The 26,891-nt window shown below is 63.9% G+C and carries 26 protein-coding genes; 12 read left to right on the forward strand and 14 right to left on the reverse strand.

The window, feature by feature from the left end; translation table 11 throughout:
* Window positions 1–104 precede the first annotated feature (104 nt).
* Together AUL36_RS07250 and putA are read right to left on the reverse strand one after the other, a co-directional pair.
* Window positions 105–1,784 (reverse strand): formate--tetrahydrofolate ligase, encoded by a 1,680-nt coding sequence (locus AUL36_RS07250; protein ID WP_062219345.1) that lies wholly within the window; start codon window positions 1,782–1,784, stop codon window positions 105–107.
* A gap of 254 nt (window positions 1,785–2,038) precedes the next feature.
* Window positions 2,039–5,128, reverse strand: coding sequence for a bifunctional proline dehydrogenase/L-glutamate gamma-semialdehyde dehydrogenase PutA (putA, locus tag AUL36_RS07255; protein WP_062219384.1), 3,090 nt, complete (start codon window positions 5,126–5,128; stop codon window positions 2,039–2,041).
* A gap of 101 nt (window positions 5,129–5,229) precedes the next feature.
* Here putA and AUL36_RS07260 point away from each other — a divergent pair, with 101 nt between their 5' ends.
* Window positions 5,230–5,718 carry an Lrp/AsnC ligand binding domain-containing protein gene (locus tag AUL36_RS07260; protein WP_062219347.1) on the forward strand — a complete coding sequence of 163 codons (489 nt, stop codon included), beginning with the start codon at window positions 5,230–5,232 and terminating at the stop codon, window positions 5,716–5,718.
* A gap of 30 nt (window positions 5,719–5,748) precedes the next feature.
* On the opposite strand, the gene AUL36_RS07265 is transcribed toward AUL36_RS07260, so the two are convergent.
* From AUL36_RS07265 to AUL36_RS07290, 6 genes are all read right to left on the reverse strand, one after another.
* On the reverse strand, window positions 5,749–6,579 hold the full coding sequence (locus AUL36_RS07265; RefSeq protein WP_062219349.1) for a dipeptide ABC transporter ATP-binding protein: 831 nt from the start codon (window positions 6,577–6,579) through the stop codon (window positions 5,749–5,751).
* Window positions 6,576–7,415, reverse strand: coding sequence for an ABC transporter ATP-binding protein (locus AUL36_RS07270; RefSeq protein ID WP_082655688.1), 840 nt, complete (start codon window positions 7,413–7,415; stop codon window positions 6,576–6,578). Before AUL36_RS07270 ends, AUL36_RS07265 begins: the two co-directional genes overlap by 4 nt.
* Before the next feature lie 4 nt (window positions 7,416–7,419).
* Entirely contained in the window at window positions 7,420–8,313 is an 894-nt protein-coding gene (locus AUL36_RS07275; RefSeq protein ID WP_062219386.1) for an ABC transporter permease subunit, read from the reverse strand.
* Between the two features lie 60 nt (window positions 8,314–8,373).
* Window positions 8,374–9,381, reverse strand: coding sequence for an ABC transporter permease subunit (locus AUL36_RS07280; RefSeq protein ID WP_062219351.1), 1,008 nt, complete (start codon window positions 9,379–9,381; stop codon window positions 8,374–8,376).
* A gap of 134 nt (window positions 9,382–9,515) precedes the next feature.
* Window positions 9,516–11,111 carry an ABC transporter substrate-binding protein gene (locus AUL36_RS07285; RefSeq protein ID WP_062219388.1) on the reverse strand — a complete coding sequence of 532 codons (1,596 nt, stop codon included), beginning with the start codon at window positions 11,109–11,111 and terminating at the stop codon, window positions 9,516–9,518.
* 98 nt (window positions 11,112–11,209) lie between these two features.
* Window positions 11,210–12,403 (reverse strand): Mrp/NBP35 family ATP-binding protein, encoded by a 1,194-nt coding sequence (locus AUL36_RS07290; RefSeq protein ID WP_062219353.1) that lies wholly within the window; start codon window positions 12,401–12,403, stop codon window positions 11,210–11,212.
* On the opposite strand from AUL36_RS07290, the gene AUL36_RS07295 reads away from it, so the two are divergent.
* Complete coding sequence (locus tag AUL36_RS07295) at window positions 12,315–13,307, forward strand: HugZ family pyridoxamine 5'-phosphate oxidase (RefSeq protein ID WP_244497064.1); 993 nt, start codon at window positions 12,315–12,317, stop codon at window positions 13,305–13,307. The genes AUL36_RS07290 and AUL36_RS07295 overlap by 89 nt on opposite strands.
* A gap of 3 nt (window positions 13,308–13,310) precedes the next feature.
* Here AUL36_RS07295 and AUL36_RS23710 read toward each other — a convergent pair whose 3' ends face one another.
* From AUL36_RS23710 to AUL36_RS07315, 5 genes are all read right to left on the reverse strand, one after another.
* The gene (locus tag AUL36_RS23710; RefSeq protein ID WP_156418301.1) at window positions 13,311–13,529 is read right to left on the reverse strand and encodes a hypothetical protein; all 219 of its coding nucleotides are present in this window, start codon (window positions 13,527–13,529) and stop codon (window positions 13,311–13,313) included.
* 145 nt (window positions 13,530–13,674) lie between these two features.
* Window positions 13,675–13,956, reverse strand: a complete 282-nt coding sequence (locus tag AUL36_RS07300) for a glycine zipper domain-containing protein (RefSeq protein ID WP_058601805.1) — start codon at window positions 13,954–13,956, stop codon at window positions 13,675–13,677.
* Window positions 13,957–14,028: 72 nt separating this feature from the next.
* A complete protein-coding gene (locus AUL36_RS07305) occupies window positions 14,029–14,319 on the reverse strand; it encodes a hypothetical protein (RefSeq protein WP_062219357.1) in 291 nt (96 codons plus the stop codon).
* 118 nt (window positions 14,320–14,437) lie between these two features.
* A complete protein-coding gene (locus tag AUL36_RS07310) occupies window positions 14,438–15,406 on the reverse strand; it encodes a sensor histidine kinase (RefSeq protein ID WP_062219359.1) in 969 nt (322 codons plus the stop codon).
* Window positions 15,407–15,784: 378 nt separating this feature from the next.
* Complete coding sequence (locus AUL36_RS07315) at window positions 15,785–16,576, reverse strand: response regulator (RefSeq protein WP_058636923.1); 792 nt, start codon at window positions 16,574–16,576, stop codon at window positions 15,785–15,787.
* A gap of 292 nt (window positions 16,577–16,868) precedes the next feature.
* Here AUL36_RS07315 and AUL36_RS07320 point away from each other — a divergent pair, with 292 nt between their 5' ends.
* The 6 genes from AUL36_RS07320 to AUL36_RS07345 all read left to right on the forward strand — a co-directional run bounded on the left by AUL36_RS07320 (window position 16,869) and on the right by AUL36_RS07345 (window position 19,467).
* Entirely contained in the window at window positions 16,869–17,087 is a 219-nt protein-coding gene (locus tag AUL36_RS07320) for a NepR family anti-sigma factor (RefSeq protein WP_058636924.1), read from the forward strand.
* 6 nt (window positions 17,088–17,093) lie between these two features.
* Complete coding sequence (locus tag AUL36_RS07325; RefSeq protein ID WP_058636925.1) at window positions 17,094–17,645, forward strand: sigma-70 family RNA polymerase sigma factor; 552 nt, start codon at window positions 17,094–17,096, stop codon at window positions 17,643–17,645.
* Window positions 17,646–17,790: 145 nt separating this feature from the next.
* Window positions 17,791–18,132 (forward strand): DUF883 family protein, encoded by a 342-nt coding sequence (locus AUL36_RS07330; RefSeq protein WP_058602588.1) that lies wholly within the window; start codon window positions 17,791–17,793, stop codon window positions 18,130–18,132.
* Complete coding sequence (locus AUL36_RS07335; RefSeq protein WP_058602587.1) at window positions 18,129–18,569, forward strand: hypothetical protein; 441 nt, start codon at window positions 18,129–18,131, stop codon at window positions 18,567–18,569. Before AUL36_RS07330 ends, AUL36_RS07335 begins: the two co-directional genes overlap by 4 nt.
* A 112-nt stretch (window positions 18,570–18,681) precedes the next feature.
* Entirely contained in the window at window positions 18,682–18,948 is a 267-nt protein-coding gene (locus AUL36_RS07340) for a hypothetical protein (protein ID WP_058602586.1), read from the forward strand.
* A 147-nt stretch (window positions 18,949–19,095) separates the two neighbouring features.
* Window positions 19,096–19,467 carry a hypothetical protein gene (locus AUL36_RS07345; RefSeq protein ID WP_244497065.1) on the forward strand — a complete coding sequence of 124 codons (372 nt, stop codon included), beginning with the start codon at window positions 19,096–19,098 and terminating at the stop codon, window positions 19,465–19,467.
* Between the two features lie 43 nt (window positions 19,468–19,510).
* Here AUL36_RS07345 and AUL36_RS07350 read toward each other — a convergent pair whose 3' ends face one another.
* A complete protein-coding gene (locus tag AUL36_RS07350) occupies window positions 19,511–20,422 on the reverse strand; it encodes a diacylglycerol/lipid kinase family protein (protein ID WP_062219360.1) in 912 nt (303 codons plus the stop codon).
* A gap of 174 nt (window positions 20,423–20,596) precedes the next feature.
* Here AUL36_RS07350 and AUL36_RS23180 point away from each other — a divergent pair, with 174 nt between their 5' ends.
* From AUL36_RS23180 to AUL36_RS07370, 4 genes are all read left to right on the forward strand, one after another.
* Window positions 20,597–20,761 (forward strand): DUF1328 domain-containing protein, encoded by a 165-nt coding sequence (locus AUL36_RS23180; RefSeq protein ID WP_082640304.1) that lies wholly within the window; start codon window positions 20,597–20,599, stop codon window positions 20,759–20,761.
* 130 nt (window positions 20,762–20,891) lie between these two features.
* Window positions 20,892–22,412, forward strand: a complete 1,521-nt coding sequence (locus AUL36_RS07360) for a PRC-barrel domain-containing protein (RefSeq protein ID WP_062219362.1) — start codon at window positions 20,892–20,894, stop codon at window positions 22,410–22,412.
* Window positions 22,413–22,610: 198 nt separating this feature from the next.
* Window positions 22,611–23,855, forward strand: coding sequence for an efflux RND transporter periplasmic adaptor subunit (locus AUL36_RS07365; protein ID WP_062219364.1), 1,245 nt, complete (start codon window positions 22,611–22,613; stop codon window positions 23,853–23,855).
* The coding region (locus AUL36_RS07370; RefSeq protein ID WP_062219390.1) for an efflux RND transporter permease subunit at window positions 23,852–26,891 on the forward strand (3,040 nt) is incomplete at its 3' end. The genes AUL36_RS07365 and AUL36_RS07370, both read left to right, overlap by 4 nt.

Below are 26,891 nucleotides of genomic sequence, written 5' to 3' on the forward strand. Positions count from 1 at the left end.
TGGCTGGGTGGCGTGCGCCTGCTCAGAAGATTGCGCCTGCGTCATTCTGTCCGCCAGTTACAAAAGCTTCATGAACTCGAATTCATCCGGCGGTGGAAACGGACTCAGAAGAGCCCTTCCACCCGCCCTTCCGCGTCCAGGAAGATGCGCTCGGCCGCCGGCTGTCTCGGCAGGCCCGGCATGGTGAGAATGTCGCCGCAGATCGCGACGACGAAGCCGGCGCCCGCCGCCAGACGCACCTCGCGCACATGCACGATATGGTCGCTCGGCGCGCCCAGCAGCGCGGGATCGGTCGAGAAGGAATATTGTGTCTTTGCCATGCAGACCGGGACATGGCCGTAGCCATCGGCTTCGAAGCTTTCGAGCGCCTTCAGTACGGCGGGCTCCGCCGTCACCGCCGCGCCGTGATAGATGTCCTTCACCACGGTCTCGATCTTGCCGAGAAGGCTCATCGCGTCGGGATAGATCGGCTTAAAGCGCGCGCGGCCGGAATCAGCGAGCGCCGCCACCTTCTCGGCCAGCTCCGCCGTGCCGGCGGACCCTTGGGCCCAATGCTTGCAAAGAACCGCCTCGACGCCCGCTTCCGCCGCCGCCTCACGCACCGCCTCGATCTCGGCGTCGGTGTCCGTACCGAAATGGTTGATCGCGACGATCGCCGGCACGCCGAAGGAAATGCAGTTGCCGACATGGCGCTTGAGATTGGCCGCGCCGCGCCGCACGGCTTCGACATTCTCCGTGCCGAGGTCCGATTTCGCCACGCCACCATTCATCTTCAGGGCGCGCACGGTCGCGACGATCACCGTGACGGCCGGCTTCAGCCCGGCCTGCCGGCACTTGATATCGAAGAACTTCTCGGCCCCGAGATCGGCCCCGAAGCCCGCTTCCGTCACCACGTAATCGGCCAGTTTCAGCGCCGCGCGCGTCGCCACCACGGAATTGCAGCCATGGGCGATATTGGCGAAGGGGCCGCCATGGACGAAGGCCGGATTGTTCTCGATCGTCTGCACGAGGTTCGGCAGCATCGCATCCTTCAGGAGCGTCGCCATCGCTCCGTCCGCCTTCAGGTCGCGTGCGGTGACGCGCGACTTGTCGGGGCGATAACCGACGACGATGCGCCCGAGCCGCTCCTGCAGATCGTCGAGATCAGCCGCCAGGCAGACGATGGCCATGATTTCGGAGGCAACGGTGATGTCGAAGCCCGACTCGCGCGGCAGACCGTTGGCCGGGCCGCCCAGCGACTGAACCATATCGCGCAGGGCGCGGTCGTTCATGTCCATCACGCGGCGCCAGACGATGCGGCGCGGGTCGAGCCCCAGCGTGTTGCCCCAGTGGAGGTGATTGTCCACCATGGCCGCCAGAAGATTGTGGGCGGTGGTGATGGCGTGGAAATCGCCGGTGAAATGGAGGTTGATGTCCTCCATCGGAACGACCTGCGCATAGCCTCCGCCGGCCGCCCCGCCCTTCTGGCCGAAGCACGGACCCAGCGAGGGCTCGCGCAGGCAGATCGCCGCGCGCTTGCCGATACGGTTGAGCCCGTCGCCCAGACCCACCGTCGTCGTCGTCTTGCCCTCGCCGGCCGGCGTCGGATTGATGGCGGTGACGAGGATCAGCTTGCCATCGGGCCGGTCTCCCAGACCCTTCAGGAAGTCCGCATCGAGCTTGGCCTTGTCGCGGCCATAAGGGATCAAGGCGTCGTCCGGAATATCCAGCCGCGCGGCGATCTCGGCAATCGGCTTCTTGCGGGCCGCGCGGGCGATGGCGATGTCGGACAGGGGCTCGGCCACGGATCAGGGCTCCAATCGGGAACAGAAGGCCCCATCGGGCCCGGCGCCACCATACGAGGGGCGGCGCCGGGCGCAAGCGCACGGGCGCTTAGAGCGCCTAACAAAATCTCCGGGCGGAGGATGGTCGAAGGATTTTCGCTCATGGACGAGAAGCGAAGCGCAGTCGATGCCGGAAGCATCGGCGAGCATTCGCGACGAAGACCATGACGAAAAGGCCCGACCAGCCGACCCCGAGAGATTTTTGTTAGGTGCTCTTAATCCCCGCCCGATGCGATCAGGCTGGCATTGCCGCCCGCCGCCGCCGTGTTGGTGGAGATGACCTGCTCGCGCACGAAGCGGGCGAGATAGTTCGGCCCGCCGGCCTTCGGCCCGGTGCCTGACAGACCCGAGCCGCCGAAGGGCTGCGAGCCGACGATGGCGCCGATCATGTTCCGGTTCACATAGACATTGCCGACCGTCAGGCGCTCCTTCACGAAGCGGATCGTCTCGTCGATGCGCGAGTGAACGCCGAGCGTCAGACCGAAGCCCGTCGCATCCACTGCGTCGCAGACCTTCTCCAACTCGCCCGCCTTCCAGCGGACGACATGAAGCACCGGCCCGAAGACCTCGCGCGTCAGCGCCTCGGCGCGGTCCAGCTCGATGATGGTCGGCGCGACGTAGTGGCCGGCCGCCGGCAGACTGGCGGGAAGCTGGCCTTCGAAGCGGACATTCTGCTTGGAACGCATCTCGGCGACATGCCCGGTCAGCATCTCGGCCTGCGCCGCGTCGATGACCGGGCCGACATCGGTTTCGAGATGGGCGGGGTCGCCGATATCAAGCTCGGCCGCCGCGCCCTCGATCATGGCGAGCATCCGGTCCGCGACATCGGCTTGCACGAAAAGAAGCCGCAGCGCCGAGCAGCGCTGGCCAGCCGAGCGAAAGGCCGAGCGCACCACATCGTCGGCCACCTGCTCCGGCAGGGCGGTCGCATCCACGATCATGGCGTTGAGGCCGCCCGTTTCGGCGATCAGCGGTGCGATCGGCGCGTTGCGCGCGGCGAGCGAACGATTGATCGCAAAGGCCGTCTCGGTGGAGCCGGTGAAGGCGACGAGCGCGGTAGCGGGATGGGCGACAAGCGCCGCGCCCGCCTCGCCATCGCCCGGCGCGAGATGGACGACATCCGTGCCGAAACCGGCCTCGTGCAAGAGATCGACCGCCCGCTTGGCGATGAGGGGCGTCTGCTCGGCCGGCTTTGCGATCACGACATTGCCGCCGGCCAGCGCCGCCGCGACCTGGCCCAGGAAGATTGCGAGCGGGAAGTTCCAGGGTGAGATGCAGACGGCGACGCCGCGCGAGCGGTAGATCAGTCGGTTCTCCTCGCCCGTCGGTCCCGGCAGAGCGAGAGGCTGCACCAGCATCCGCTCGGCTTCCGCCGCATAGAAGCGGCAGAAATCGACGGCTTCGCGGATTTCTGCGATCCCGTCATCCAGCGTCTTGCCGGCCTCGCGGGTCAGAAGCTGCAGGAACTCCCCTTCCCGCTCTTCCAGGAGATCGGCCATGCGGCGAAGCTGCGCGGCGCGCTGGGCTGCCGGCACGGCTTCCGCGGCGCGCACGCTCGCCCTGGCGCGCTCCATCAGCGCGCTCGCGCCTTCCTTGGTGAGGAAGCGGCTGGTGCCGACCACCTGCCCATCCACAGGCGAGCGGATGTCGAGCGGCTCGCGCGTCGCCAGGCCCTTGGCCGGATCGGCGGCAAGGGCGGAGATCTTCGCGCCGTCGCGCGCCTTCACCAGCGCGGCCAGTGCCCACCGGTCGCCGAACTCCGTGCCCTTGGAATTCTTGCGCAGGCCGAAGAGTTCGGTCGGAACGACGACCCCGCCATGCGTCGTGCGGCCGGCCTGAAGCATGTCGCGCGGATGGGTCAGGAGTTCGTCCACCGGCACCTTGGTATCGCCGACCTTGGCGACGAAGGACGAGTTGGCGCCGTTTTCCAGAAGACGGCGCACGAGATAGGCGAGAAGGTCGCTATAGCCGCCGACCGGCGCGTAGATGCGGCAGGAGACCTTGCCCTTGGTGTCGTCGCGTAGCGCCTCGTGGAGCGACTCGCCCATGCCATGCAGGCGCTGGAACTCGAAGCCATCCAGGTCCGGCCCGGCCATCTCCAGAATATTGGCGACGGTCAGCGCGTTGTGGGTGGCGAACTGCGGGTAGAGGCGCGCGCGGCGTTGGAGCAACTCGCTCGCCGCCTGAAGGTAGGACAGGTCCGTCGCGGGCTTCACCGTATAGACCGGGAAGCCGGCCAAGCCCTTTTCCTGCGCCTGCTTGATCTCGGTGTCCCAATAGGCACCCTTCACGAGGCGCACCATCATGCGGATGCCAGCCTTCTCGGCCAGGGCGTCGAGATGGCGGATCAGCGGCACCACGCGCTTGCCATAGGCCTGGATCGCCAGACCAAAGCCGATCCAGCCGTCGAACTTCACCTGCGCGATCACGGCCTCGATCACATCGACCGAAAGCTCCAGACGCTCCGCTTCCTCGGCGTCGATCGTGAAGTTCAGATCATAGGAACGCGCGCGGTTGGCGAGATCCACCACCAGCGGAACCAGTTCCCGCAGCACCGTCTCGCGATGGGTCGGATGGTAGCGCGGATGCAGCGCCGAAAGCTTGACGGAGATGCCCGGTCGCTCCGGCAGCGCCTTGTTGCCGGCCTTGCGACCGATCGCCTCGATCGCATCCGCGTAGGATTTGAAATAGCGCTCGGCGTCGCGCTTCGTGCGCGCGCCCTCGCCCAGCATGTCGTAGGAGTAGCGATAGCCCTTCTTCTCGAGGCCGCGCGCGCGCTCAAGCGCGTCTTCGATCGTCTCGCCAAGCACGAACTGCCGGCCGAGAAAGCGCATGGCCTGACGGGTGGCGGTGCGCACGGCCGGCGCGCCGACGCGCTTCACCAAAGACTGCACGATGCCCGAGGGCGTTTCGTGCGGGCGGATGATACGGGCCGACAGGCCGAGCGCCCAGGCGGAGGCCGCCATCATCTTCTGATCGACGATGGGCTCGCGATTGGCCCAGTCGCCAGCGCCGATCTTGTCCTCGATCAGCCGGTCCTGCGTTTCCGTATCGGGCACGCGCAAGAGCGCTTCGGCCAGAACCATCAGTGCCAGACCCTCGCGCGTGGACAGGCCGAACTCGCGCATGAAGTCTTCCACCGCACCGATGCCGCCGGAGCGCGAGCGGATGCTTTCGATGAAGCTGCGCGCGCGCGCCTTGACCTTCTCGTCATCGGCGCCGAGCGCCTCGGCGGCTTTCAACAGCGCGGCGACCGCCTCGCGATCGCTCGGGGCATAGGGGGCGGAAAAGGGGGCGAGGCTCATCGAAAGCGCGGGCTCCAGGGGCGGGACAGGATCGAGCGGGAACATACCAGAATCGCAACTTTCGTTCCCGGCGTTTATATGCTTTCGAACGATGGAAACGGATGCGCGAGAGGTTCAGGGCATTGGAAAACGCGGAGCTGGACGAAAAGGACCGGAAGATTCTTCGTGAGCTGCAGGCCGATGCGCGGCTTTCCACGGTGGACCTGGCCACACGGGTTCATCTGTCGCCGACCGCCGCCGCCGCGCGCGTCAAGCGGCTGACGGAAGATGGGTTCATCCTCGGCCATCACGCCCGTCTCTCGCCCGAGAAGCTCGATCGGGGGTTGATCGTCTTCGTGGAAGTGAAGCTCGATCGAACGAGCGAGGACGTGTTCACCGAGTTCGGCCGCGCCGCGAAGGCCAATTCGGACATCATGGAATGCCACATGGTGGCCGGCGGCTTCGACTATCTCCTGAAGGCGCGCGTCAAGGACATGGCGGCCTATCGCGCCTTTCTGGCGCAGGCGCTGCTGGAGCTTCCCGGCATCCGCGAGACGCACACCTATGCGGTGATGGAAGAGATCAAGAGCACGACGGCCCTGCCCGTCTGAAAGCCGCCGCCCAAGGGCGGCGGCCTATGCTCACGCGGCCGAGGCGTTGCGTGCGGCCATGCGGGCGCGAATGCTTTCGACATCGGCGCGCGGCGTCGAGGCGAAGAGCTTGCGCGTGTAATCGTGGCTCGGCGCGGCGAAGACCTCGTCACGCGAGCCGTATTCCACCACCTCGCCGTAATACATCACCATCACCTTGTCGGCGATGTAGCGCACGACCGAGAGATCGTGGCTGATGAAGACGTAGGTAAGACCCAGCTCGTCCTGCAGATCGGCCAGAAGGTTCAGGATCTGCGCCTGCACCGACAGGTCGAGCGCCGAGACCGGCTCGTCCAGAACGAGAAGGCTCGGGTTCAGCATCAGCGCCCGCGCGATGGCAACGCGCTGGCGCTGGCCGCCGGAGAACATGTGCGGATAGCGATTGAAGTGCTCGGGGCCGAGGCCGACCTTGACCAGCATCGCCATGGCTTTCTCGCGCCGCTCGGCCGCCGAAAGCGGGGTGTTGAGAGCCAGGGGCTCGGTCAGCACGTCGCCGATCTTCTGGCGCGGATTGAGCGAGCCATAGGGATTCTGGAAGACGATCTGCACCTTGCGGCGCATGTCGGCCGTCACGCCCTTCGTCACGTCCATCTTCTGGCCGTCGATGAAGAGCTCGCCCGCCGTCGGCGCGTCGATCAGCGTGAGGATGCGCGCCAACGTGGACTTGCCGCAGCCCGATTCGCCAACGATCGCCAGCGTCTTGCCGCGCTCCACCTGAAAGCTGACGCCCTTGACGGCCTGTACCGTCTTGGCCGGGGCGAAAAGGCCGCGCGCGACGTGATAGTCGCGCTTGAGGCCGCGCGCTTCAAGAACCGCGCTCATCGCATTCCCTCCAGCGCCATGGCATCGGCGACGGTCGGCAGACGATCGCCCGTCGCATTCTCCGGCAGGGCCGAAAGAAGCGCGCGCGTATAGGGGTGCTTGGGCGCCTCGAACAGCGATAAGACGTCCGCCTCTTCCATCTTGCGGCCCTTGTACTGCACCACGACGCGGTGCGCTGTTTCGGCAACGACGCCCATGTCGTGGGTGATCATGATGAGTCCCATCGCGTGCTCTCGCTGAAGACCGACCAGAAGGTCCAGGATCTGCTTCTGAATGGTCACGTCGAGCGCGGTGGTCGGCTCGTCCGCGATCAGGAGCTTCGGATTGCAGGCAATCGCCATGGCGATCATCACGCGTTGGCACTGCCCGCCCGACATCTGATGCGGGAATACCGAAAGGCGCGAGGCGGGGTCGGGAATGCCGACCGCCTCCAGAAGCTCGATCGCCCGCCGCTTGCGCTCCGCCCGGCCGAGGCCGAGGTGGAAGCGCAAGGTCTCGGTGAGCTGGAAGCCGACCGTGAAGCACGGGTTCAGGCTCGCCATCGGCTCCTGAAAGATCATCGAGATGTCGCGCCCGATGAGCTGGCGACGTTCGCGGCCCGAGATGGCGCGCATGTCGCGCCCATCGAAGAGCATTCGATCGGCCGTGACGGTCGCGGTCTTGGGCAGAAGGCCCATGGTCGCCAACATGCCGACCGACTTGCCCGAGCCCGACTCGCCGACAATGGCGAGCACCTCGCCCTTGTCGACATAAAGGTCGATCCCGTCCACGGCCTTGAAGGGGCCGGAGGCGGTGTCGAAGCTGACGGTGAGATTGCGGATTTCGAGAAGCGACATGGAATCAGCTCCGGCGCATCTTCGGGTCGAGCGCATCGCGCAGACCATCGCCCACGAGATTGATCGCCAGAACCGTGATCAGGATGGCAAGCCCCGGCAGGGTCACGACCCACCAGGCGCGCAGCACGAACTCGCGCGCTTCGGCCAGCATCGTGCCCCATTCAGGCGTTGGAGGCTGCGCGCCGAGACCGAGAAAGCCGAGCGCCGCCGCGTCCAGAATGGCACTGGAGAAGGAGAGCGTCGCCTGCACAATGAGAGGGCCGAGGCAGTTCGGCAGGATCGTCTTGAACATGAGGCGCATCGGCCCTGCGCCCACGACCCGCGCCGCCACCACATATTCCCGCTCCTTCTCGGCCATGACCGAAGCGCGTGTCAGACGCACGAAATGCGGCTGCAGCACCAGCGCGATGGCGATCATCGCATTGGTGAGGCCGGGGCCGAGAATGGCGACCAGCACGAGGGCGAGAAGCAGCGAGGGAAAGGCCAGGATCACGTCCATCACGCGCATGATGACCGTGTCCACCCAGCCGCGGAAGTAGCCGGCGACGAGGCCGACCACGACGCCCGTCGAGACGGCGAGAACCACGACCACGACGCCGATGAAGAGCGAATATTGCGCGCCGAACAGAAGGCGGGACAGGACGTCACGGCCGACCGCGTCGGTGCCCAGCAGGTAGGCCGCCTGCCCGCCCTGCTGCCAGACCGGGGGCACGAGCAGCGCCGCGCGGTTCTGCGCTGTCGGGTCATGCGGCGCGAGAACCGGCGCGAGGATGGCAAGGAGCACGATCACGGTGAAGACGACGAGGCCTGCCACCGCGCCGCGATTGACCGAGAAATAGTACCAGAATTCGCGCAGCATCTGCCCCCGGCCGCTGGCCGGCGGAATGCGATCGGGCATGTTGGAGCCGATGCCGGCTTCCGCTTCCTGAGCTTCGATATGGGACATCAGAGCCTCTCCTTATCGCGCGCGGACGCGGGGGTTGATGAGGCCGTAGAGAAGATCGACCACGAGATTGACGACCATCACCACGAGTGCGATCAGGAGGAGACCTCCCTGCACCACCGGATAGTCGCGACGGAACACGCTATCGACCATCCATTTTCCGATGCCGGGCCAGGAGAAGATCGATTCGGTCAGGATCGCGCCCGCCATCATGACGCCGATCTGCAGGCCGATCGTCGTGATCACCGGAATCAGCGCATTGCGCAGGGCATGAATGCCGATGACGCGATTGGGCTTCAGACCCTTGGCGCGCGCGGTGCGCACATAATCTTCGCTGAGAACTTCCAGCATGGCCGACCGCGTCTGACGCGCAATCACGGCGAGCGGAATGGTGGCGAGCACGATGCTCGGCAGGATCAGATGGCTGAGCGCTGAACTGAAAGCACCCTTCTGGCCGGACAGGAGACTGTCCACCAGCATGAAGCCCGTCACCTGCGGGAAGAAATACATCAGCGAGATGCGGCCCGAAACGGGCGTCCAGCCGAGCGTGCCGGAAAAGAAGATGATGAGGAGAAGGCCCCACCAGAAGATCGGCATGGAATAGCCGACCAGCGCCGTGCCCATGATCGTCTGATCGAGCCAAGAGCCGCGTTTGACGGCGGCAAACACACCAGCCGGAACGCCGATCAGCACCGCCAGGAAGATCGCGACGAGCGACAATTCCACCGTGGCCGGAAAGAGCGTCAGAAACTCGGTCAGGACCGGTCGGCGCGTCACGATGGATGTGCCGAAATCGCCATGAAACAGCTGCGTGATATAGTGCATGAACTGGATCGGCAGAGGCTGATCGTAGCCGAGTGCAGCCGTCAGCTGCGCGTGGCGTTCCGGGCTGACGCCCCGCTCACCCGCCATCAATGTGACAGGGTCGCCGGGCAGAAGCCGGATAAAGGAAAAGGCGACGAGAGCGACGCCCAGAAAGGTCGGCACGAGAATGCCGAGACGAGCCAGAAGAAAGCGAAACATGGGGGCGCTCTACACGGTTCAGCGGGCGCGCGTCACCGCATCGGTTTGAATTGGCTGCATAAAGCAGATTTTTGACCAAAAGGAAAAGGGGCGGCTGCGCGCCGCCCCCATGGGTTCCGCACGTCGGGTCGTGCTTAGTCCTTCAGATCGACGCCGTCGAACGTGTAGTCGCCGAGCGGGCTCTGAACGAAGCCGACCACGTTCGAGCGCATCGGCACATAGACCACCGAGTTGGCGATTGTGGCCCAAGGCGCCTGCTCCTTGAAGACGACCTGCGCCTGCTCGTAAAGCTTGGCACGGTCTTCCTGCTTGGAGACGGTCTTGGCTTCCTGGATCAGCTTCTCGAAGTCCTGATTGCAGAACTGCGCGCGATTGGCGCCGCCCACGGCGTCACAGCCCAGCAGCACCGCCAGGAAGTTGTCCGGGTCGCCATTGTCGCCCGTCCACCCGAGGAGCACGGCGCCATCACGATCCTTGGCCTTGGAGCGCTCGAGATACTCGCCCCACTCGTAGGTGACGATCTCGGCCTTGACGCCAACCTTGGCAAAATCCGACTGGATCAGCTCGGCCATGCGGGAAGCGTTCGGGTTGTAAGGGCGAGACACCGGCATGGCCCAGATCTTCATCGAGAGATCTTTGACGCCTGCGGCTTCCAGCGCCTTCTTTGCCGCTTCCGGATCGTAGACGTCGTCCTTCAGGGCGTTATTGTAGCTCCACATCGTGGGCGGAATCGGAGCCTTGGCCTTCTGACCAGCGCCCTGATAAACGGCCTGAATGATGGCGTCCTTGTCGATCGCCATGTTCAGGGCCCGACGCACTTCCGGCTTGTCGAAAGGAGCCTGCTGCGTGTTGTAGGCCAGAAAGCCGATATTCAGGCCTTCCTGCTCCGACACTTTCAGATCGGAATTTGACTGGAGTGCCGGCACGTCCGCCGGATTCGGATAGGCCATCAGCTGGCATTCGTTCGCCAAGAGGCGCTGCTGCCGGACCGAGGCGTCCTTGGTGATGGCGAAGACGAGATCGTCGATGGGCTGCTTGCCGCCCCAATAGTCGGCAAAGGCCTGGAAACGAACGACGGCGTCAGGCTGGTAGGCAACGAAACGGAAGGGACCCGTCCCGATCGGCTGCTGGTTGAACTGAGCCTGATTGCCGGCGGCGGCCAGCTTGTCGGCATATTCCTTCGACACGATCGAAGCGAAGGGCATGGCGACATTCGCGATGAACGGCGCATAGGGCTTGTTCAGCGTGAAGCGGACCGTGAGATCATCGACCTTCTCGATGGACTTCACGATGTCGGGCATCGACATCGAAGCGTAGTATTCCCAAGCGGCGCCGGGGACATACTGGTGCCAGGGATTCTTCGGATTGCCCTGCCGATCGAACGAGAAAACGACATCGTCCGCATTCATGTCACGCGTCGGCGTAAACGTGTCGCTCGAATGGAATTTCACGCCCGGGCGCAACTTGAACGTATACTGGAGTCCATCCTCGGAGACGGTCCAGCTTTCCGCAAGGCCCGGCTCGGTCTCGGTCGTACCCTTCTTGAACTCGGCCAAACGGTTGTAGACCGGATGGGCAGAAGCGTCGAACGTCTGGCCGCCGGTATAGAGGCCGGGGTCGAATCCTTCCGGCGAGCCTTCCGAACAGAAGACGAAGGTCTTGGCCGAGGCGGCCGATCCGAGAGCCAGAACGATCGCCGTTGCGGCCAACAGCTTCTTCGCCAATGTCATCAATGCGTTCTCCATGAACGTCGAGGCGGCGCCATTGCCACCGGGAGCCCGCATGGAGACCACAAATCCAGCTTCGCGCAAGTCTATAGTCTGACCATTCACTCAAAAACGATCGTGGGCGCCTTCAAAGTGGTGCCCGAAACGCCCTCGATCGAAGCCAGAACCCGCGCCGCGATGTCGCGATAGACCTGCGCATGGGGTCCGGTCGGATCGCCGGCGACCACGGGACGACCGGCATCAGAGCTTTCGCGAATCACCATTTCCAAAGGCACTTCACCCAAAAACGGCACGCCCAACCGCTCGGCTTCGGCTCTCGCGCCGCCATGGCCGAAAATATCGTATCGCTTCCCCGTGTCCGGCGCGACGAAATAACTCATATTCTCGACGATTCCGAGAACGGGTACCTCGACTTTCCGAAACATCGCGAGACCCTTTCGCGCGTCGATCAGCGCCAGATCCTGCGGCGTGGACACGATCACCGCGCCGGCCAGCGGCACGGACTGCGCCATGGTGAGCTGGGCGTCGCCCGTGCCGGGCGGCATGTCCACCACCAGCATGTCGAGATCGCCCCACTCGACTTCGCGCAGCATCTGCGTCAGCGCCGACATGACCATCGGCCCGCGCCAGATCATTGGCGTTTCCTCTTCCACGAGAAAACCCATCGACATGGCCTTCAGCCCGTAGGCCTCCAGCGGCACCATGGTGCGGCCGTTGCGTGTTTCGGGCTTGCCGGACAAATGCAGAAGACGCGGCACGGACGGCCCGTAAATATCGGCGTCCAGCAGACCGACCTTCATGCCGAGCGCCAAGAAGGCCAGCGCCAGATTGACAGCCGTCGTGGACTTGCCGACACCGCCCTTGCCGCTCGCGACCGCCACGATGCGGCGAATGCCTGGAATATCGGGGCGCACTGGGCGAGGAGCGGCAGGGGGCGCCGGCATGGCCGCACCACCCTGGCGAGGGCGGGGATGATGATGGGGATGCGGCGCGGCAGGCTGCGGCGGCCGCGCCGGAGCCGGGCGCGCGGCCATGCCACCGCCCTTTCGCTCGGCTGTCAGCGCGACCATCGCGGTGTCGATACCCTCGACCTCCGCAACGCGCCGCTCGGCCTCCTGGCGAAAGCCTTCGAACCGTTCCGCATCGCTCGCCGCGACGCTCAGCGAAAAGAAGGCCTTTCGATCGGCGACGAAGATGTCCGACACCATGTCCCGCGACACGACATCCGCCCCCCCGTCCGGAGCGGGAAGAGAACGCAGGACATCGAGGATTCGGGTTTTGAGGGCGTCGGACATACAGGCTCCGTCATCAGCAGGCGCAGCGGCCGGAACGGACGGTCGCGCTTCCCATCTTGGTGAGATAGTCCATCTGGCGAGAAATGGGGAGGCCGGCTCCCGCACGGAGGCGAAAATGAGCGAAGACCCGGAGCCGACATTGTCCGAACGCGCACCCTATCTGAAACCGGATGACGCGGCCCGGGCGCTGGCGCGTCGTCTTCTGGGCGAGAGCCGCCATGCCGCGCTGGCCACGGTGACGATGCCCGATGGACAGCCGCTCGCCACGCGCGTCGCTCTCTCGACGTTACCCTCGGGAGATGTGGGGCTTCTTCTTTCGAACCTGTCGGAACACAGCCGCGCGCTTGCCAGCCATCCGCGAGCGTCCCTTCTCGTCGGCCACACCGCACCCGGCGATGGGCTGCGGCTGCCACGCTTGACGCTGCGAGGCCATGTTGTCCGGCTGGTTCCGGGCGCCGACGAAGCAAGGGCACGCGCACGCTATCTCGCGCGGCTGCCTGAAGCGGCGCTGTATGCCGATTTCGCGGATTTCGCCTTCTACAGTCTGACGATCGTGGACGGGCTGTTGAATGCCGGCTTCGCTCGCGCCCATCGGCTGGACCGCGCGGATCTCTGTCGCGATCCGTCGCCCGAGATGGAAGCTCGGGAGGGCGCTGTCATCCGCCATATGAACGAGGATCACGCCGACAGCCTGTCGCAGCTCATCGCATCTCAGCGAACGACGGATCAAACAAGCTGGCAAATCGCAACACTCGATCCGCTCGGATTCGAAGCGATCTCGGACACAGGCGATCTGGTGCGGATCGACTTTGCGCAGGCGGTGGTCGAACCGGAAGGATATCGCCATGCCTTCGTTCGATTGGTGAAGGAGGCACGGACAAAGCAGGCGAGAGCAAAACCTTGACTGTCAGGGCTTGTATCCCGGCGGGCAGTCTGCGCGAAACCGATTTCCGACATCGTTCTGATAGATACAGCGTCCGGTCTCGCTCGCCGATTGTCCGATCAGCTTGTCGCCTTCATGCGCCGTGATGGTCGGCAGCGTACCCGGTGCATAGGCCGATATTCCGCCCTCACCCAGTCCGAACACAGCGGGCAGGATGTCGGACCTGCATCCCGCTACAGCCATGGCCGCTCCCAACCCAAGGGTTAACAAGGAAACGCGACGTAAAGCCTCGATTTGACGGTTTCGGGTCGGCATTCGCATTCGTCACCCCCAACGAAATAAGGCCGCCGTGAGAAACGGCGGCCTCGTCTTCACATCAGTCGGGCTTTCAGTAGCCGGCCGGGCAGTCGGCGTAATAACGCTGGCCGCGACCGTCGCGGTACACGCACTGGCCGGGACGATTGGTGGCGGCGCCGACAAGAGCACCGCCCGCGCCGCCGACCGCCGCACCGATCAGCGCGCCCCGCGCATTGCCGGTGATACCCGCACCGATCGCCGCACCACCGAGGGCACCGATACCCGCCGGGATCGCCACATTGCGATCGACCGACTGGCAACCGCTCAAGGCAAGGGTGCTTGCCGCAACGGCGGCGAGAATCATGGACTTCATCGGAAAGCCTTCTCCATTCAGGTGTCCCTAGTTGCGTTATAGCACCCAGCCAACATTCGACTAGGGCGGGGTTCAGCGAGCCGCGACGAGATTTTTGGGCTCACCCAGTTCCACCGCCAGATCACCTCCGCGCGTCAGAGCCCATGCGAGCGAGACAGAACGCGGGTTGTGGCCAGACGAGACGGGCACGCAGGTGGAGAAAATCTTGGGCTCGCCCGCTCCCGCCATTCGCATGGCCAACGGGCGGGCCATTTCGCATTCGGACAGACTAGCCTGGATCGGCTCCGGCAGCGGAACCTCCCTGCAGCTCGACATCTCGGCATTGCAGCCCACGATGAGCAGGATGGCAGCGATCTGTTCCATGGCGAAATCCTTTCGCCATTTTAACGATTTGGACAGGTCCCGGTTCCTGCGTTTTCAGGCGGACTTTCATCGCCTTCGCGTCTCCAGCGACCGACGAAACCGAAACATACCTAAGAGGTCAGGAGCCGGCGATGATCTCGAACTGGTTGGAGGGTATACGCAATCTGTATTGCAAACCATCCGGCCGATAGTCGAGCTCCGCATCGCCGCCAACGGAGTTGGGTACGATCCTCTCCAAGGTCGAGGTCCCGAAGCGCGGATCGTGATCGACCCTAACCCGAGGCCCTTTCGATTCCTCCCATTCCAGCAAAAGCTGCGTCAACCCATTTTTGATGTCGAGACGGGAGCGGATCGCAACTCGGCCACCGGGCACCGAAAGGCTTCCGTAGGAGGCCGCATTGACGGCAAGTTCATGCAGGGCGAGGCCCACATGCAGGGCGGCCGTGGGGGACAGATACACATCGACCCCGTCGAACTGGATCTGGTCCATCCCATCGGGCGCGTAGCGTTCCACCTGAAGCGTGATCAAGCCGAACAGGTCCGCCCCTCGCCAATCCGTATCGGTCACGATGTCCTGAGAGGAGGACAGCGACTGGATGCGGCCGCGAAAACGGATCAGAAATTCCGGAACCGTCAGCGAATGACGCGCCGTCTGGCTGGCGAGGCTCTGAATGATCGCCAATAAATTCTTGGAGCGATGAGAGACTTCACGCAACAGGGTTTTCAGCGTGTCTTCCCGGCGCTTCTGCTCGGTGATTTCCAGCGACGTTCCGATGATACCGATGATTTCGCCCGAATCGTCCCGGTCCACATCGACACGAATGTCGAACCAGCGCATCGACTCGCCGCTCAGGATAGGTAGCTCGAACCGCGCGGGCTTCTGGGTGCGCAGAATATCCTGCTTGATGGAGACGGACTTCTCGGCTGCGGCGCCCGGCATGAAATCGTAATCGGTGTCGCCATTATGGGCTGACGAGAGCCAGGAGCCTTCCGCATTGAAAAGCCAGAGATAGCGAAGTTCTCGATCCTGAGCGAACAGGGTCATATCCGTGTTCGCCAAAGCTCTCAGCGCCTTGTAGGCTACCATGTCGCGTTGCTCTTGTCCGAGGGCAAGGGCGTCCACGCCCGCGCTGAGTCTAGGATATGTTCCTTGCCGGAGTCCTCATATGCCCGGCGCCCTCTGCTTCCGCCGCGCAGACCATATTCCCTGTAACACCCTACCTTGCCAAACCATTGGCGGGAGAACCTGTCTGCCGTCTGTTCGGTTCCCTGTTCGGATGGAAAGGTCGAGCGAGCGTCATCCGAAAGCTCGCCCACCGTTCGCATCGGCTGCGCTCGCATGTTACAAGAGCCCATGATTCACGCCACGAGTTGAATGCTCTTCGGGTTCTCAGCGCGCAATGGCGGCTAGGCCACGCCGTCGAGGCAGCGCGACCGACCAACCATTCGAATCGCTCAAAGCGGATTAAGCTGCCTCGCGTTCCGTTTCGAAGAACAGGGCCTGACTGATCAGGGCCTTGACCATATCGGGGTTGAACGGCTTGGTGACGAGGAAAGTCGGCTCAGGCCGCTCGCCCGTGAGCAGCCGCTCAGGGAAGGCTGTGATAAAGATCACCGGCACCGAGACCTTCGACAGGATCTCGTTGACCGCATCGATGCCCGAGGAGCCGTCGGCCAGCTGGATGTCGGCCAGAACCATCCCCGGCTTCTGCTGTTCGAACAGAGCGATGGCCTCCTTGTGCGTGCGGGCGATGCCGGTCACGCCATGGCCCAGGCTCTCGACCATCTGCTCGATATCCATCGCGATCAGAGGCTCGTCCTCGATGATCATGATGTTGGTCGAGACCTGACGCCCGATATCGGAACTCGCCTGATCGATCAGCTCGGAGAAATCGCCATCGCCGACGCCGAGAATCGTTGCGGCCTCTTCCGTAGTGAAGCCTTCGACAGCCACCAGAAGGAAAGCCTGACGCGGCAAGGGCGAGATGCCACGGAGATTGCGGGAGGCCTTCTCCTCCCAGGCGGAAACGGGCGCATCCTCCCGAACGTTCACTTCCAGCGACTGCCAGAGCGAGGAGAAGAGCTTGTAGAGCGAAATGCGGGGGCTTTCCTGCGTGTCGAACAGGCTGGGTTCGGCGATCAACGCCTCCAGAACGGCGGCCACATAGGCATCGCCAGACGTCTGCGAACCGCTGAGCGCGCGAGCGTACCGCCGAAGATAAGGAATGTGCGGCGCTATGCGCGAGGACATCGACATGGAATTCCCCTCGTGACTCACTAAAGACCGGCGAAAGGCCGGAGTGGAACAGGTTCAATCTCGCGCAAGCGAGGACTTGAGCGCCGCATTGGAAGCCTAGCCCTGACGAACCGCTTCGATGCAAGCCTACCGCTAGTTAGTTCATGGTTCACGAAACGCCAGTGCGCCTCCGGAATATTTGAGAACGGGCAACGGGGTTCGGGCTTGAGAAGTTGGAACGCTCCCACATGTAGCTCTCATGACGATGCGGCTAGCGACGACGCCGACCAGCATGACAAGGGCACGAAGACGAATGGAAGATCGCGACAACAGAGAGGATGCCGAGCTTCGATCGGACGACGCGCCCGCGCCCGGCGGTTCGGCCGATCTGGGTTCGAGCTCGGCCATCGCGAAGCGGCTGAAGGCTTATTACGACGATGTCGCCAGCGAGCCTGTTCCCGATCGCTTTCTCTCCCTTCTGGATGCGCTCGACGCCGCGGAATCCGCATCCAAGACACCCAAGCAGGGTTGATCCGATATGGGCCAGGAACCGGACTTTCGCCGTGAACTGATTGCTATCATCCCCAACTTGCGCGCGTTCGCCGCGTCTCTGGCCGGTTCGTTCGACCGTGCCGACGATCTCGTCCAAGAAACGCTCGTCAAGGCGTGGGACAAGCAGCATACGTTTCAGCCGGGCACGAACCTCAAGGCGTGGCTGTTCACGATCCTGCGCAACGAATTCTACACGCAGATGCGCAAGAAGGGCCGCGAAGTGCAGGATGTGGATGGTATCCACGCGATGCAATTGGCAGGCCACCCTGAGCAGCAAGGCCATCTCGACCTTCAGGATTTCCGTAAGGCGCTGGACCAGCTTCCGGACGATCAGCGTGAAGCCCTGATCCTGATCGGCGCGTCCGGATTTTCCTACGAGGAAGCGGCCGAAATCTGCAAATGCGCGGTGGGAACGATCAAGAGCCGCGTGTCTCGCGCGCGCACTCGCATGGCCGATCTTCTCGGGATTGAGGGCGATGGCGAGTTCGGGCCGGACTCCATCTCGTCGCAGATCATCGGCATCGCGCCGGCGGCCTGATCGACTGAATTTTCGGGTCGCCGCGATCCGTTTTTCGTACCCGGCCAAGGAACCGTTTGGGCGCGAAGTGGATTTCCAGCACGGCCCAAGCGCTGCAACGGCTCAGCGAGTTTTGTTGGTTTTTCGTCCACAAGAGGAATGCATCATGTCCGATAGTACGCCTTCCGATTTTTCTCAGTCCGGCAACGCGGAAGCGCGCAAGGCGGAGGGCGATCTGGAGTCGCAGGTAGCCCAGCTTCGCGAAGACGTCGCGCAGGTTGTCGAGACGCTGAAGACCATCGCCAACGGCCGCGCCGACGATGCGCGCTCCCAAGCCTTCGCCATTCGCGACGAAGTTCGCGATCGCGGCGAGCGTTATCTGCGTCAGGCGCAGGAAACGGCCGGCGAGTTCGAAGAGCAGATCACCGAGCGCGTGCGAGCCGAGCCGATCAAGAGCGTTCTGATCGCGGCTGCCGTGGGCTACGTCTACGCTCGCCTCTTTAGATGATCGGGCCGCTTATCGCCAAACTCTTCACCGGCGAGGCGTCGATCTACCTGGCGCGCCTTCGAACGGCGATGACCATCTATATCGTGATGGCCATTCTGGCGCTCGGGGCGATCGGTTTTTTGCTGAACGCCTTGTTTACTTGGCTCGCGTTCCGCTTCGGTCATGTTCAGACATCCATCGGCTTCGGTGTCGTCTGCTTGATCGGCATCGCGATCATGTATGTCGTGCTCCTAATGGCGCGACGCGTCCCGCAGCAGCGGGCTCGTGATCGTGTCCAGCGGGACGTGGCTTCGATCGCCAGCGTGGCGGCCATCTCGAACTTGCCGACGATCTTCGGCTTGGTGCGCCGTCGCAAATCGGTGCTTCTCGTGCCGATCGGCTTGGCTTCCATCTGGGGCCTCTTTATGGCCCTCCGGGGCTATCGCGATCGATATTGATCGGTTTGAGGGCGGGGCGCGAGAGCGCTCCGCTCTTTTTCATCAGAGATGACGGATCGTTCTTTCCATCCGCGAATTCCTTCATCACGAAGTAAATCCACGGGAGAAGAACATGGCCGAACTGAATACCAATAAGGCGCGGCAGGGGCGAACCGGACGCCCGGTTCTTTATGTGCTGCTCGGAGGTCTAGCGCTGGCTCTGGTCGTTTTCGCGGGGCTCGGCATCTATGGCAGCGTACTGCCGGATCAGAACATCAACGGCGTTCAGAATTCCGACGTGAGCGCAGCGCCCGCGACATCGACCGAGACGACCAGTTCCACGGTCTCGCCATCGCAGGCCAATAACAGCGTGGCAACGCCGAGCGGCTCCAGCCAGTAGTAAGCTGACCGGACACCGCTGCACAGGCGGAGATACACGACATCAAGCCCGGCACCGTGCCGGGCTTTTTCATTTCCAACTCACGCTCGCGTGCCACCGGAGGCAACTCTCCCTGCCTTTCAGGCGTTCTGCGAAGACAACGGGAGTATGACCATGAGTGACATCAGGCGTTTCGACCGCAGCGTTACGGGTTTCAACACGGAGGTCGGGGCCGACGATGATCGGCCGGGTATCTCCCAACCTGTGACGCAGGACGACATCGACGATATCTTGAACAATCCTGCCATGACATTGGAGGAAAAGCAGGCTCATCTCGCGGCCCTAGCTGGGGAAATCGACACGCGGTCAGACATCGATCGCGGCAGCGAGTTCGAGCCGCTGGAAATGCAGATCCGTGACGCCATTGCCATGTTGGCCGATGGCGGTCATGCCTATGGCGAACCGGAATCCGTCGGCATGGACCCCGACAGCCGCAGTGATGCGCGCGCGCCGGATGATTTTTCGACCGAGCTTCGCTGAGAGAGTATCAAGCGGCAGGGCAGTGAGGCCCTGCCGCTTCAAGTTATGGCAGCTTGCTATCCTCAGGCACGAGGACTTTTAGCCCCCGGCGGTGCATCGTCACGTCGGACACGCGCGCCAAATCTTTCAACTCGCCATCCATCACGGCGCGCTTCACGGTCTTGCGGCCGCCATAGACGATGCGGATGGAATCCGCTTCCGTCACGGTCAAATCCTTGTTGGCCTTCCAGGCTCCCCGCATCATGTCCATCGTCATCTTCAGCATGGCCACCCGATCGGTGGAGCGCATGAGATAGACGCCGAGCTTGCCGGCCTGTGGGTCGTCCGCGAAGGGCAGATGCCCTTCCCCGTAGATGTTGTTCGAGATGGCGACAGCCGGCGTTCGGATCGACTCCCGCTTGCCGTCTATGACGATTTCCAGGTCCACTAGTGGCAGGCTCTGCGTGGCGGAAACGATCGCCTTGACGCTCGCCCACATCTTTCCGACCTTGGAGCCATAGTCGAGCTTGTCGCGCGTGCGCACCATGCGGGCATGGAGACCGACGGCGAACTGGTGGATGAAGTGTTCGCCATTCACGGCCGCAATGTCGACCTCGACGATCCGCCCGTTCGCGAGTGCGCGAACGGCCTGTTCGAGTTCCATGGGAATATCCAGCGACCGGGCGAACAGGTTCATCGTGCCGGCCGGCAGAACCCCAAGCGACACGGGCGTTCCCGCGACGGCTGCGGCAGCGGCCGACACCGTGCCGTCTCCACCGCCCACCATGAGAACGTCCAGGTCGTTGCGCCGGGCGTTGGCGCGGATACGATCGATCAGTTCGTCACCGGTCAGAATATCGATGTCGATCTCATGCCCGTGCAGCTTGAACTCATCGACGATCAACGCGGACAGGACGTCGAGGTCCATTGTTCGCAGCGTCCCTCCCCCGCGATTCAGGATGGCGTGAACCTTCATAGGGTCGACAAGCTCCGGTTTTGAATGATGATCCCGGCAGCATATGGAGCGCGGTCAAAAAAGCGCGAGAGCACGCCATCCGAGATCGAGGCAAGCCGGAACTCGCTGTTGCGCGAACCGTTCTGCGACACACGGCCGCGATCGGCGCAGCCCATCTCAGTGAAGGCGTTCCCCATGCTCGAATGGATTGTCATTCTTCTCGTCGTCGCTGCAATTGCCAGCCTTCTCGGGTTTCGCGGCGTGGCAGGCGCGTCTGCCGGCATTGCCAAGATCCTGATCCTGATCGTGCTCGTGGGCTTTTTGCTTCTGCTTTTCTTCGGCGTGATCGCCTTCGCTTGAGGCCGGTTATCACGAAGGCGTTTTCGAATTCGGTCGGAACCGAGTTTTGCTCCGGCGGTTAAACAATCCGAAAGGTGGCGCAAGAGGCGCCACTCGAGCTTCCCAGTAGGGAATTCCAGGGAGAACACGAATGGTTCGCAAGCTCCTCGCGACAACCGCTATCGCCAGCGTTCTTGCTACGGGCGCCTTCGCCCAGTCGGCCGCTCCGACCACGACCACCGAACCGGCCATGAGCAACCAGGGGATGACCTCGGGTGCCATGCAGGGCCAGAACTCCACGGCCGCCGCTCCCGCTGCTGGTGAGACCGCAGCCGTGGCCGACATCGCCTATATCCAGAGCCTTGGCGAGAACCAGTATCTCTCCGACGACCTGATGGATATGGACGTCTACGCGTCGGCTGACGCCAATGCTCAGGAAGCCGGCGAGATCGAAAACCTGATCGTGGCCGCTGACGGCACGGTGAAGGCCGTCGTCATCGACACGGGCTCCTATCTGGGCGACCAGTCCAAGACGATCGCCGTGCCCTTCAACCAGATCAACTGGACGATGGGTCAGAACAACGAGCCCCGCGCCGTGCTGACGGCCTCGCGCGACCAACTGATGGGCGCGCCGACCTTCACCACGCCGAGCGAGACCGCTGCGGCGATGGGTACGGGCACCGGCACCGCGGGCACGACCGCCATGGCGCCGGGCGCGACGGCATCGGGCAATATGGCGGCGGGCGGCATGGCGCCTCAGAGCGACATGGCCGCGAGCACAACGCAGCCTGCCACGACCATCGCAGCAGCCACGTCGGCTGAGGGAGGCTATCTCGCCAGCGTCGGATCGGAAGAGTTCCTGGCATCCAACCTCGTGGGCGACAGCGTCTATAGCGGCGCCAACACCAGCTCCGATCGCATCGGCGACATCAACAATCTCATCGTTTCGTCCAATGGTCGGGTCGAAGGCATCGTGATCGGCGTCGGCGGCTTCCTCGGCATCGGCGAGAAGGATGTCGGCGTTCCCTTCGACAATGTGTCGATGACCCGTGGCGAGAACGGCCAGCCTCATGCGATGCTCGCGGCGAGCCGCGACCAGCTGAAGAACGCCCCGTCCTTCGAGGATGACAAGGCGGACCAGATGGCCGCGAACACCAACACGACCGCCACCGGCACGACCGGCATGGCCGCCGGAACAGCCGCAGGTACGGCTGGCATGGCGGCCGGAACGGCCTCGACCGGCATGGCGACCGACACGACGGACGCGACCTCGACCGCTTCCACCGGCGGCACGCGGGCGATGAACACCGGTACGCCGGTGACGGGAGCAGAGCTGTCGGCTGACAATCTGATGGGCACGAGTGTCTACGGCCCGGACAATCAGACGATTGGCTCGATCGGTGACATCGCTCTGACGCCGCAGGGTCAGGTCGATGCGGTGATCGTGGACGTCGGCGGCTTCCTGGGTATCGGCGCCAAGCCGGTCGCCGTCGCGATGGACAATCTGAACTTCATGCGTGACTCCGGCGGCAAGATTACGCTGACCACGCAGTTCACGCAGGACCAGTTGCGCAACGCCCCGGAATATAACCGGGACACCTACGCGCAGAATCGCGACAACATGCGCGTGAGCAATCCGGGCGACATTCCGGCCACGACGCAGGCTCAGTAACCAAACCGTGTTCGCCTTGTGAAAGGCTAGCACAAAGATCGAAAGGCCCGCGTATATGCGGGCCTTTCTCCGTTTGATCGCCGTGTTCAGGTCTCGTTAAGCCAGACTTACCATAATTTAAAGAGTGGTCCTTCGCGCCATCGCCTAGTTTGCATCGCAAAAGCGGATGCAACCGCCGATCCCACCCATAAGGCACCCATGGCTTTTCTCCGGCAGATCGTCGTTACCCTTGTTGTCCTCGTCGCCGCGCTCGGTGTGTGGATGATGTTGTCGCCGCTTCCTGGCCGTTTGATCCTGTCCAGCGGCATGCCGCTGCCAGAGCAGGCGAAAGCGCTGATCGCCCGTATCTCCCCTGAGGAAACCGAGAAGGCCGGCGCGACGCGCGCACCGCAAGGCGGTTCGACAGCCCAACTTGTCGTGGTCGATCCCGCCAGTCCGGCGGTGGCGCGGGATCGCCTGCGTGCGCTCGGAACAGGCGAGGCCATTCGCTCCGTCGCCATTCGCCCGGATGCCGGCGGCATCGTCGCCGGCATCGGCTTTGGCTCGGGCGACGAAGTCCGCGAGGGAACGACCCTGGCGGTGCTTCAGAACGACGCCGAACGGGTCGCCGTAGACCGCGCCAAGCTCGCCCTGGCTGCTGCCGAAGAACAGCTCAAACGCTACCGGTCGTTGGCGGCGGGCTCCGCCGTCACCTCCGTTCAGCTGGATGACGTCGCCCGAGCGCGCGATGCCGCCGCGCTCGACCTTCAAACCGCCGAGATCGCGCTGCGCAAGCGGGACGTGGTCGCTCCCATCTCCGGCCGCGTCGGGCTCCTCGATCTCGACATCGGCGATCTCGTGGATAGCACGACCCAGATCGCCGTGGTGGACGACCGCACGACGCTGAAAATCCTCTTCAACGTGCCGGAAGCCTATGCTTCGCAACTCGCATTGGGTCAGCCGGTCGCGGTCGAACCGACGACGCGCACGGGCCGCAGTTTCGAAGGCCGTCTCTCGGCGCTCGACAGCCGCATCAATGAGGCGAGCCGCACGCTGCGCGCCGAGGCCGTCGTGGACAATGGCGAGGACCTTCTGCGACCCGGCATGTCCTTCAGCGTATCCATGGAATTTCCCGGCCAGAACTACGTCTCCGTCGATCCGCTCTCCATCCAGTGGGAGCGCGCTGGCCCTTATGTCTGGACAGTTGCGAGCGACAAGGCGCTGAAGAAGCCCGTGAGCATTATCGAGCGCAATGTGGACCGGGTGCTGGTCGCGTCCGATACGCTGAAGGCCGGCGACTCCGTGGTGCGCGAAGGCTTGCAACAGCTCCGCGACGGATTGCCCGTGCGGGTACGCGAGCCGGTTCAAGCACCCGTACCCGCCGACGCGACCGACGCGCCGGCCCCCATCCCCTCGGCCGCCGCCGACCCGGCCAATGGCCGCCGCGCGGAGCTGGCCCGATGAGCGGAGGAGCCGAGCCTGGCGCGCCGCCCCCCAGCGAGGGGCGCATGGACGGGCTGACCGCCCTTACCTCGCTCTTCATTCGGCGCCCCGTTTTCACGATCGTCATCAATCTCCTTTTGATCGTGGCGGGGCTGGCGGCTTTCAACGCGGTGGAAATCCGCGAGCTGCCCAATGTCGATCGGCCGGTCATCACGGTGACGACCCGTTTCGAGGGCGCGTCTCCCGAAGTGGTGGATCGTCAGCTGACGGACGAGATCGAAAGCGCGGTCGCCCGCGTGCCTGGCATCGCCTCGATCTCTTCCTCATCCCGCTTCGGCCAAAGCCGGGTGACGATCGAATTTACCGACACGACCGACCTCAATGTCGCGGCGAGCGACGTGCGGGACGCCGTGGCCGGCATCGCCAATTCGCTACCCGAGGATGCGGACGAAGCGCGCATCGTCAAGGCGGATGCCGACGCCGACGCCATCATGCGGCTCGCCATCCTTTCCTCCACGATGAAGATCGAGGATCTGACGACGCTGGTGAACGACCGGATCGCCGATCGTGTGGCAGCGGTGGAAGGGGTCGCCAATGTCGAACTCTCGGGTGACCGCGAAAAGCTCGTTTATATCGATATCCGCCCGGACGAACTGGCGACGCGCGGCCTGACGCTGGCCGATGTTTCGACGGCGCTGACCAACGCCTCCTTCGACCAGCCGGCGGGCTCGCTGGAATCGCCGACGCAGAACCTCGTCGTGCGCGCGAGCGCCAGTCTCGTCACGCACGAGGATTTCGGCGCGGTCCTCCTCAACGACAACACGCGGCTTCGTGATGTCGCGAATATTCGCTTCGGCCCGGACGAGGCAGCCTCGCTTCTGCGCGTCAACGGCCAAACCGGCATCGGCCTCGATGTCGTCAGGCAGGCGGGCTCCTCTACCATCGCCATTTCGGAGGGCGTGCGCGCCGCCGTGGCGGAGCTGAACGCGAGCTTGGCCGAGGGGACGCGCATCGTCGTCACCTCGGACGAGGCGACCTTCATCAACGGCTCGCTGCACGAGGTCGAGCTAACGCTGATCCTCGCCATCGTCATCGTGGTCGCCGTCATCTACGCCTTCCTGATGAATGCGCGCGCGACGCTGATCCCGACGCTGACCATCCCGATCGCGCTGATCGGCGTCGTCGCGGGCATTTATCTTGTCGGCTTTTCCGTCAACATCATCACGCTTTTGGCGCTGGTTCTGGCGACCGGCATGGTGGTGGACGATGCGATCATCGTTCTGGAAAACATCATCCGCCAGCGCGACCGGGGCATGAGCGTGAAGGCCGCCGCCGTGATCGGCACGCGCGAGGTCTTTTTCGCGGTGGTCTCCACCACGGCGACGCTCGCCGCCGTCTTCATCCCCATCTCGTTCCTGCCGGGCGTGGCGGGCGGTTTGTTCCGTGAGTTCGGCTTCGTTCTCGCCATTTCGGTGACCCTGTCGGCTTTCATCGCGCTGACGCTTTGCCCCATGCTGGCGGCCGCGATGCTGCCCGACCAGGAGCGGAAGGCGGGGCCGCTCAAGCGCGGTCTCAGCGCGCTGGGCAACCGCTTCGCGGCCATTTACGCCGCGCTCTTGCGCCTCTGCCTGCGCTATCCCCTCCCCGTTCTCGCCGCGTCCATCGTCTTTGCCGTTGGCGCGCTGGGTGTCTTCGCGGGCCTGCCGCAGCAGCTGACGCCGGCGGAGGATCGGGGCACCGTGCTCATGAGCATTTCCGCCCCCCAGAGCGCCAGCCTCGACTATACGAACGAGCAGATGCGACAGGTGGAAGAGATCGTCCTGCCCTATGTCGAAAGCGGCGAGGCGACCAGCGTCTATGCCCGCATCGGCACGGGCACCGGCAATGGCGCCTTCATGGTGATGACGCTGACCGACTGGGGCGCGCGCGTGCGCACGCAGCAGGAGATCGCCACAGAACTCAACCGCGCCTTTCGCGACATTCCGGGCGTGCAGGCCCGCGCGATCCAGCCGAACTCGCTCGGCATTCGCGGCGGCGGGCGCGGGCTTCAGTTCGCGTTGGCCGGCCCGAGCTATCAGGCGCTGTCGGATACGGCCGAGGCGCTGGAAGCGGCGATGAACGAAGACGGGCGTTGGGGCCGCGTGCAGCTCGCCTTCGACACGACGCAGCCGCAGCTTTCAGTTTCGATCGACCGGCAGAAGGCCTCCGACCTCGGCATCGACATCAACGGCCTGTCGGCCGCCATGCAGTCGCTTCTCGATGGGCGCGAGATCGGCACGACCTATGTCGAGGATCGCTCGGTACCGATCCACATCGTCTCGACCTCGCACCCGATCAACGACCCGAGCGACCTCTCCAATATCTTCGTGAAGACGACCGACGGACGCTTCATTCCCATGTCGTCCATCGCAAGCGTCACGGAGGAGGCCATCGCGCCCTCGCTGGCGCGCGAGAACCAGTCGCGTTCCGTCGCGCTGTCGGCCGACCTTCGGCCGGGCTATTCGATCGGCGAAGGTTGGGCGGATCTCCAGAGCTTCGCGGCCGGCAAGATCGGCGACTCCATGCGCCTCGTGCCACTGGCGGAAGCGGCGACGCTTCAGGAAACCTCGAGCGGCCTCGCGCTCGTCTTCGGCTTCGCCATCATCGTGGTGTTTCTGGTGCTGGCGGCGCAGTTCGAAAGCTTCGTCTCGGCCCTCATCATCATCGCCACCGTGCCCTTCGGCGTCGCCTGCGCGATCTATTCCATGGGCTTTTTCGGCGAAAGCCTGAACCTCTACTCGCAGATCGGCTTGGTGCTGCTGGTCGGCATCATGGCGAAGAACGGCATTCTGATCGTGGAATTCGCCAATCAGCTGCGCGAGGACGGTTTGTCCGTGCGCGAGGCCGTGGAGCAAGCGTCCATCATCCGCCTGCGCCCGGTGCTGATGACGATGATCGCGACGATCGTCGGCGGCGTGCCGCTGATCTTCTCGACCGGGGCCGGGGCCGAAGCGCGCGTGACGCTCGGCTATGTCATCGTCGGCGGGCTCGGCCTTGCGACGCTGGCGACCCTATTCC

This window comes from Aureimonas sp. D3 (assembly GCF_001463805.1).
Lineage (GTDB): Bacteria > Pseudomonadota > Alphaproteobacteria > Rhizobiales > Rhizobiaceae > Aureimonas > Aureimonas ureilytica_A.

Bases quoted from the DNA above. Each gene is read 5' to 3' on its own strand.
- putA (WP_062219384.1), bottom strand. From the start codon at position 5,128: ATGAGCCTCGCCCCCTTTTCCGCCCCCTATGCCCCGAGCGATCGCGAG.
- AUL36_RS07260 (WP_062219347.1), top strand. From the start codon at position 5,230: ATGCGCGAGAGGTTCAGGGCATTGGAAAACGCGGAGCTGGACGAAAAG.
- AUL36_RS07265 (WP_062219349.1), bottom strand. From the start codon at position 6,579: ATGAGCGCGGTTCTTGAAGCGCGCGGCCTCAAGCGCGACTATCACGTC.
- AUL36_RS07270 (WP_082655688.1), bottom strand. From the start codon at position 7,415: ATGTCGCTTCTCGAAATCCGCAATCTCACCGTCAGCTTCGACACCGCC.
- AUL36_RS07275 (WP_062219386.1), bottom strand. From the start codon at position 8,313: ATGCCCGATCGCATTCCGCCGGCCAGCGGCCGGGGGCAGATGCTGCGC.
- AUL36_RS07280 (WP_062219351.1), bottom strand. From the start codon at position 9,381: ATGTTTCGCTTTCTTCTGGCTCGTCTCGGCATTCTCGTGCCGACCTTT.
- AUL36_RS07285 (WP_062219388.1), bottom strand. From the start codon at position 11,111: ATGACATTGGCGAAGAAGCTGTTGGCCGCAACGGCGATCGTTCTGGCT.
- AUL36_RS07295 (WP_244497064.1), top strand. From the start codon at position 12,315: ATGTCCCGCGACACGACATCCGCCCCCCCGTCCGGAGCGGGAAGAGAA.
- AUL36_RS07290 (WP_062219353.1), bottom strand. From the start codon at position 12,403: ATGTCCGACGCCCTCAAAACCCGAATCCTCGATGTCCTGCGTTCTCTT.
- AUL36_RS23710 (WP_156418301.1), bottom strand. From the start codon at position 13,529: ATGGCTGTAGCGGGATGCAGGTCCGACATCCTGCCCGCTGTGTTCGGA.
- AUL36_RS07300 (WP_058601805.1), bottom strand. From the start codon at position 13,956: ATGAAGTCCATGATTCTCGCCGCCGTTGCGGCAAGCACCCTTGCCTTG.
- AUL36_RS07305 (WP_062219357.1), bottom strand. From the start codon at position 14,319: ATGGAACAGATCGCTGCCATCCTGCTCATCGTGGGCTGCAATGCCGAG.
- AUL36_RS07310 (WP_062219359.1), bottom strand. From the start codon at position 15,406: ATGGTAGCCTACAAGGCGCTGAGAGCTTTGGCGAACACGGATATGACC.
- AUL36_RS07315 (WP_058636923.1), bottom strand. From the start codon at position 16,576: ATGTCGATGTCCTCGCGCATAGCGCCGCACATTCCTTATCTTCGGCGG.
- AUL36_RS07320 (WP_058636924.1), top strand. From the start codon at position 16,869: ATGGAAGATCGCGACAACAGAGAGGATGCCGAGCTTCGATCGGACGAC.
- AUL36_RS07325 (WP_058636925.1), top strand. From the start codon at position 17,094: ATGGGCCAGGAACCGGACTTTCGCCGTGAACTGATTGCTATCATCCCC.
- AUL36_RS07330 (WP_058602588.1), top strand. From the start codon at position 17,791: ATGTCCGATAGTACGCCTTCCGATTTTTCTCAGTCCGGCAACGCGGAA.
- AUL36_RS07335 (WP_058602587.1), top strand. From the start codon at position 18,129: ATGATCGGGCCGCTTATCGCCAAACTCTTCACCGGCGAGGCGTCGATC.
- AUL36_RS07340 (WP_058602586.1), top strand. From the start codon at position 18,682: ATGGCCGAACTGAATACCAATAAGGCGCGGCAGGGGCGAACCGGACGC.
- AUL36_RS07345 (WP_244497065.1), top strand. From the start codon at position 19,096: ATGACCATGAGTGACATCAGGCGTTTCGACCGCAGCGTTACGGGTTTC.
- AUL36_RS07350 (WP_062219360.1), bottom strand. From the start codon at position 20,422: ATGAAGGTTCACGCCATCCTGAATCGCGGGGGAGGGACGCTGCGAACA.
- AUL36_RS23180 (WP_082640304.1), top strand. From the start codon at position 20,597: ATGCTCGAATGGATTGTCATTCTTCTCGTCGTCGCTGCAATTGCCAGC.
- AUL36_RS07360 (WP_062219362.1), top strand. From the start codon at position 20,892: ATGGTTCGCAAGCTCCTCGCGACAACCGCTATCGCCAGCGTTCTTGCT.
- AUL36_RS07365 (WP_062219364.1), top strand. From the start codon at position 22,611: ATGGCTTTTCTCCGGCAGATCGTCGTTACCCTTGTTGTCCTCGTCGCC.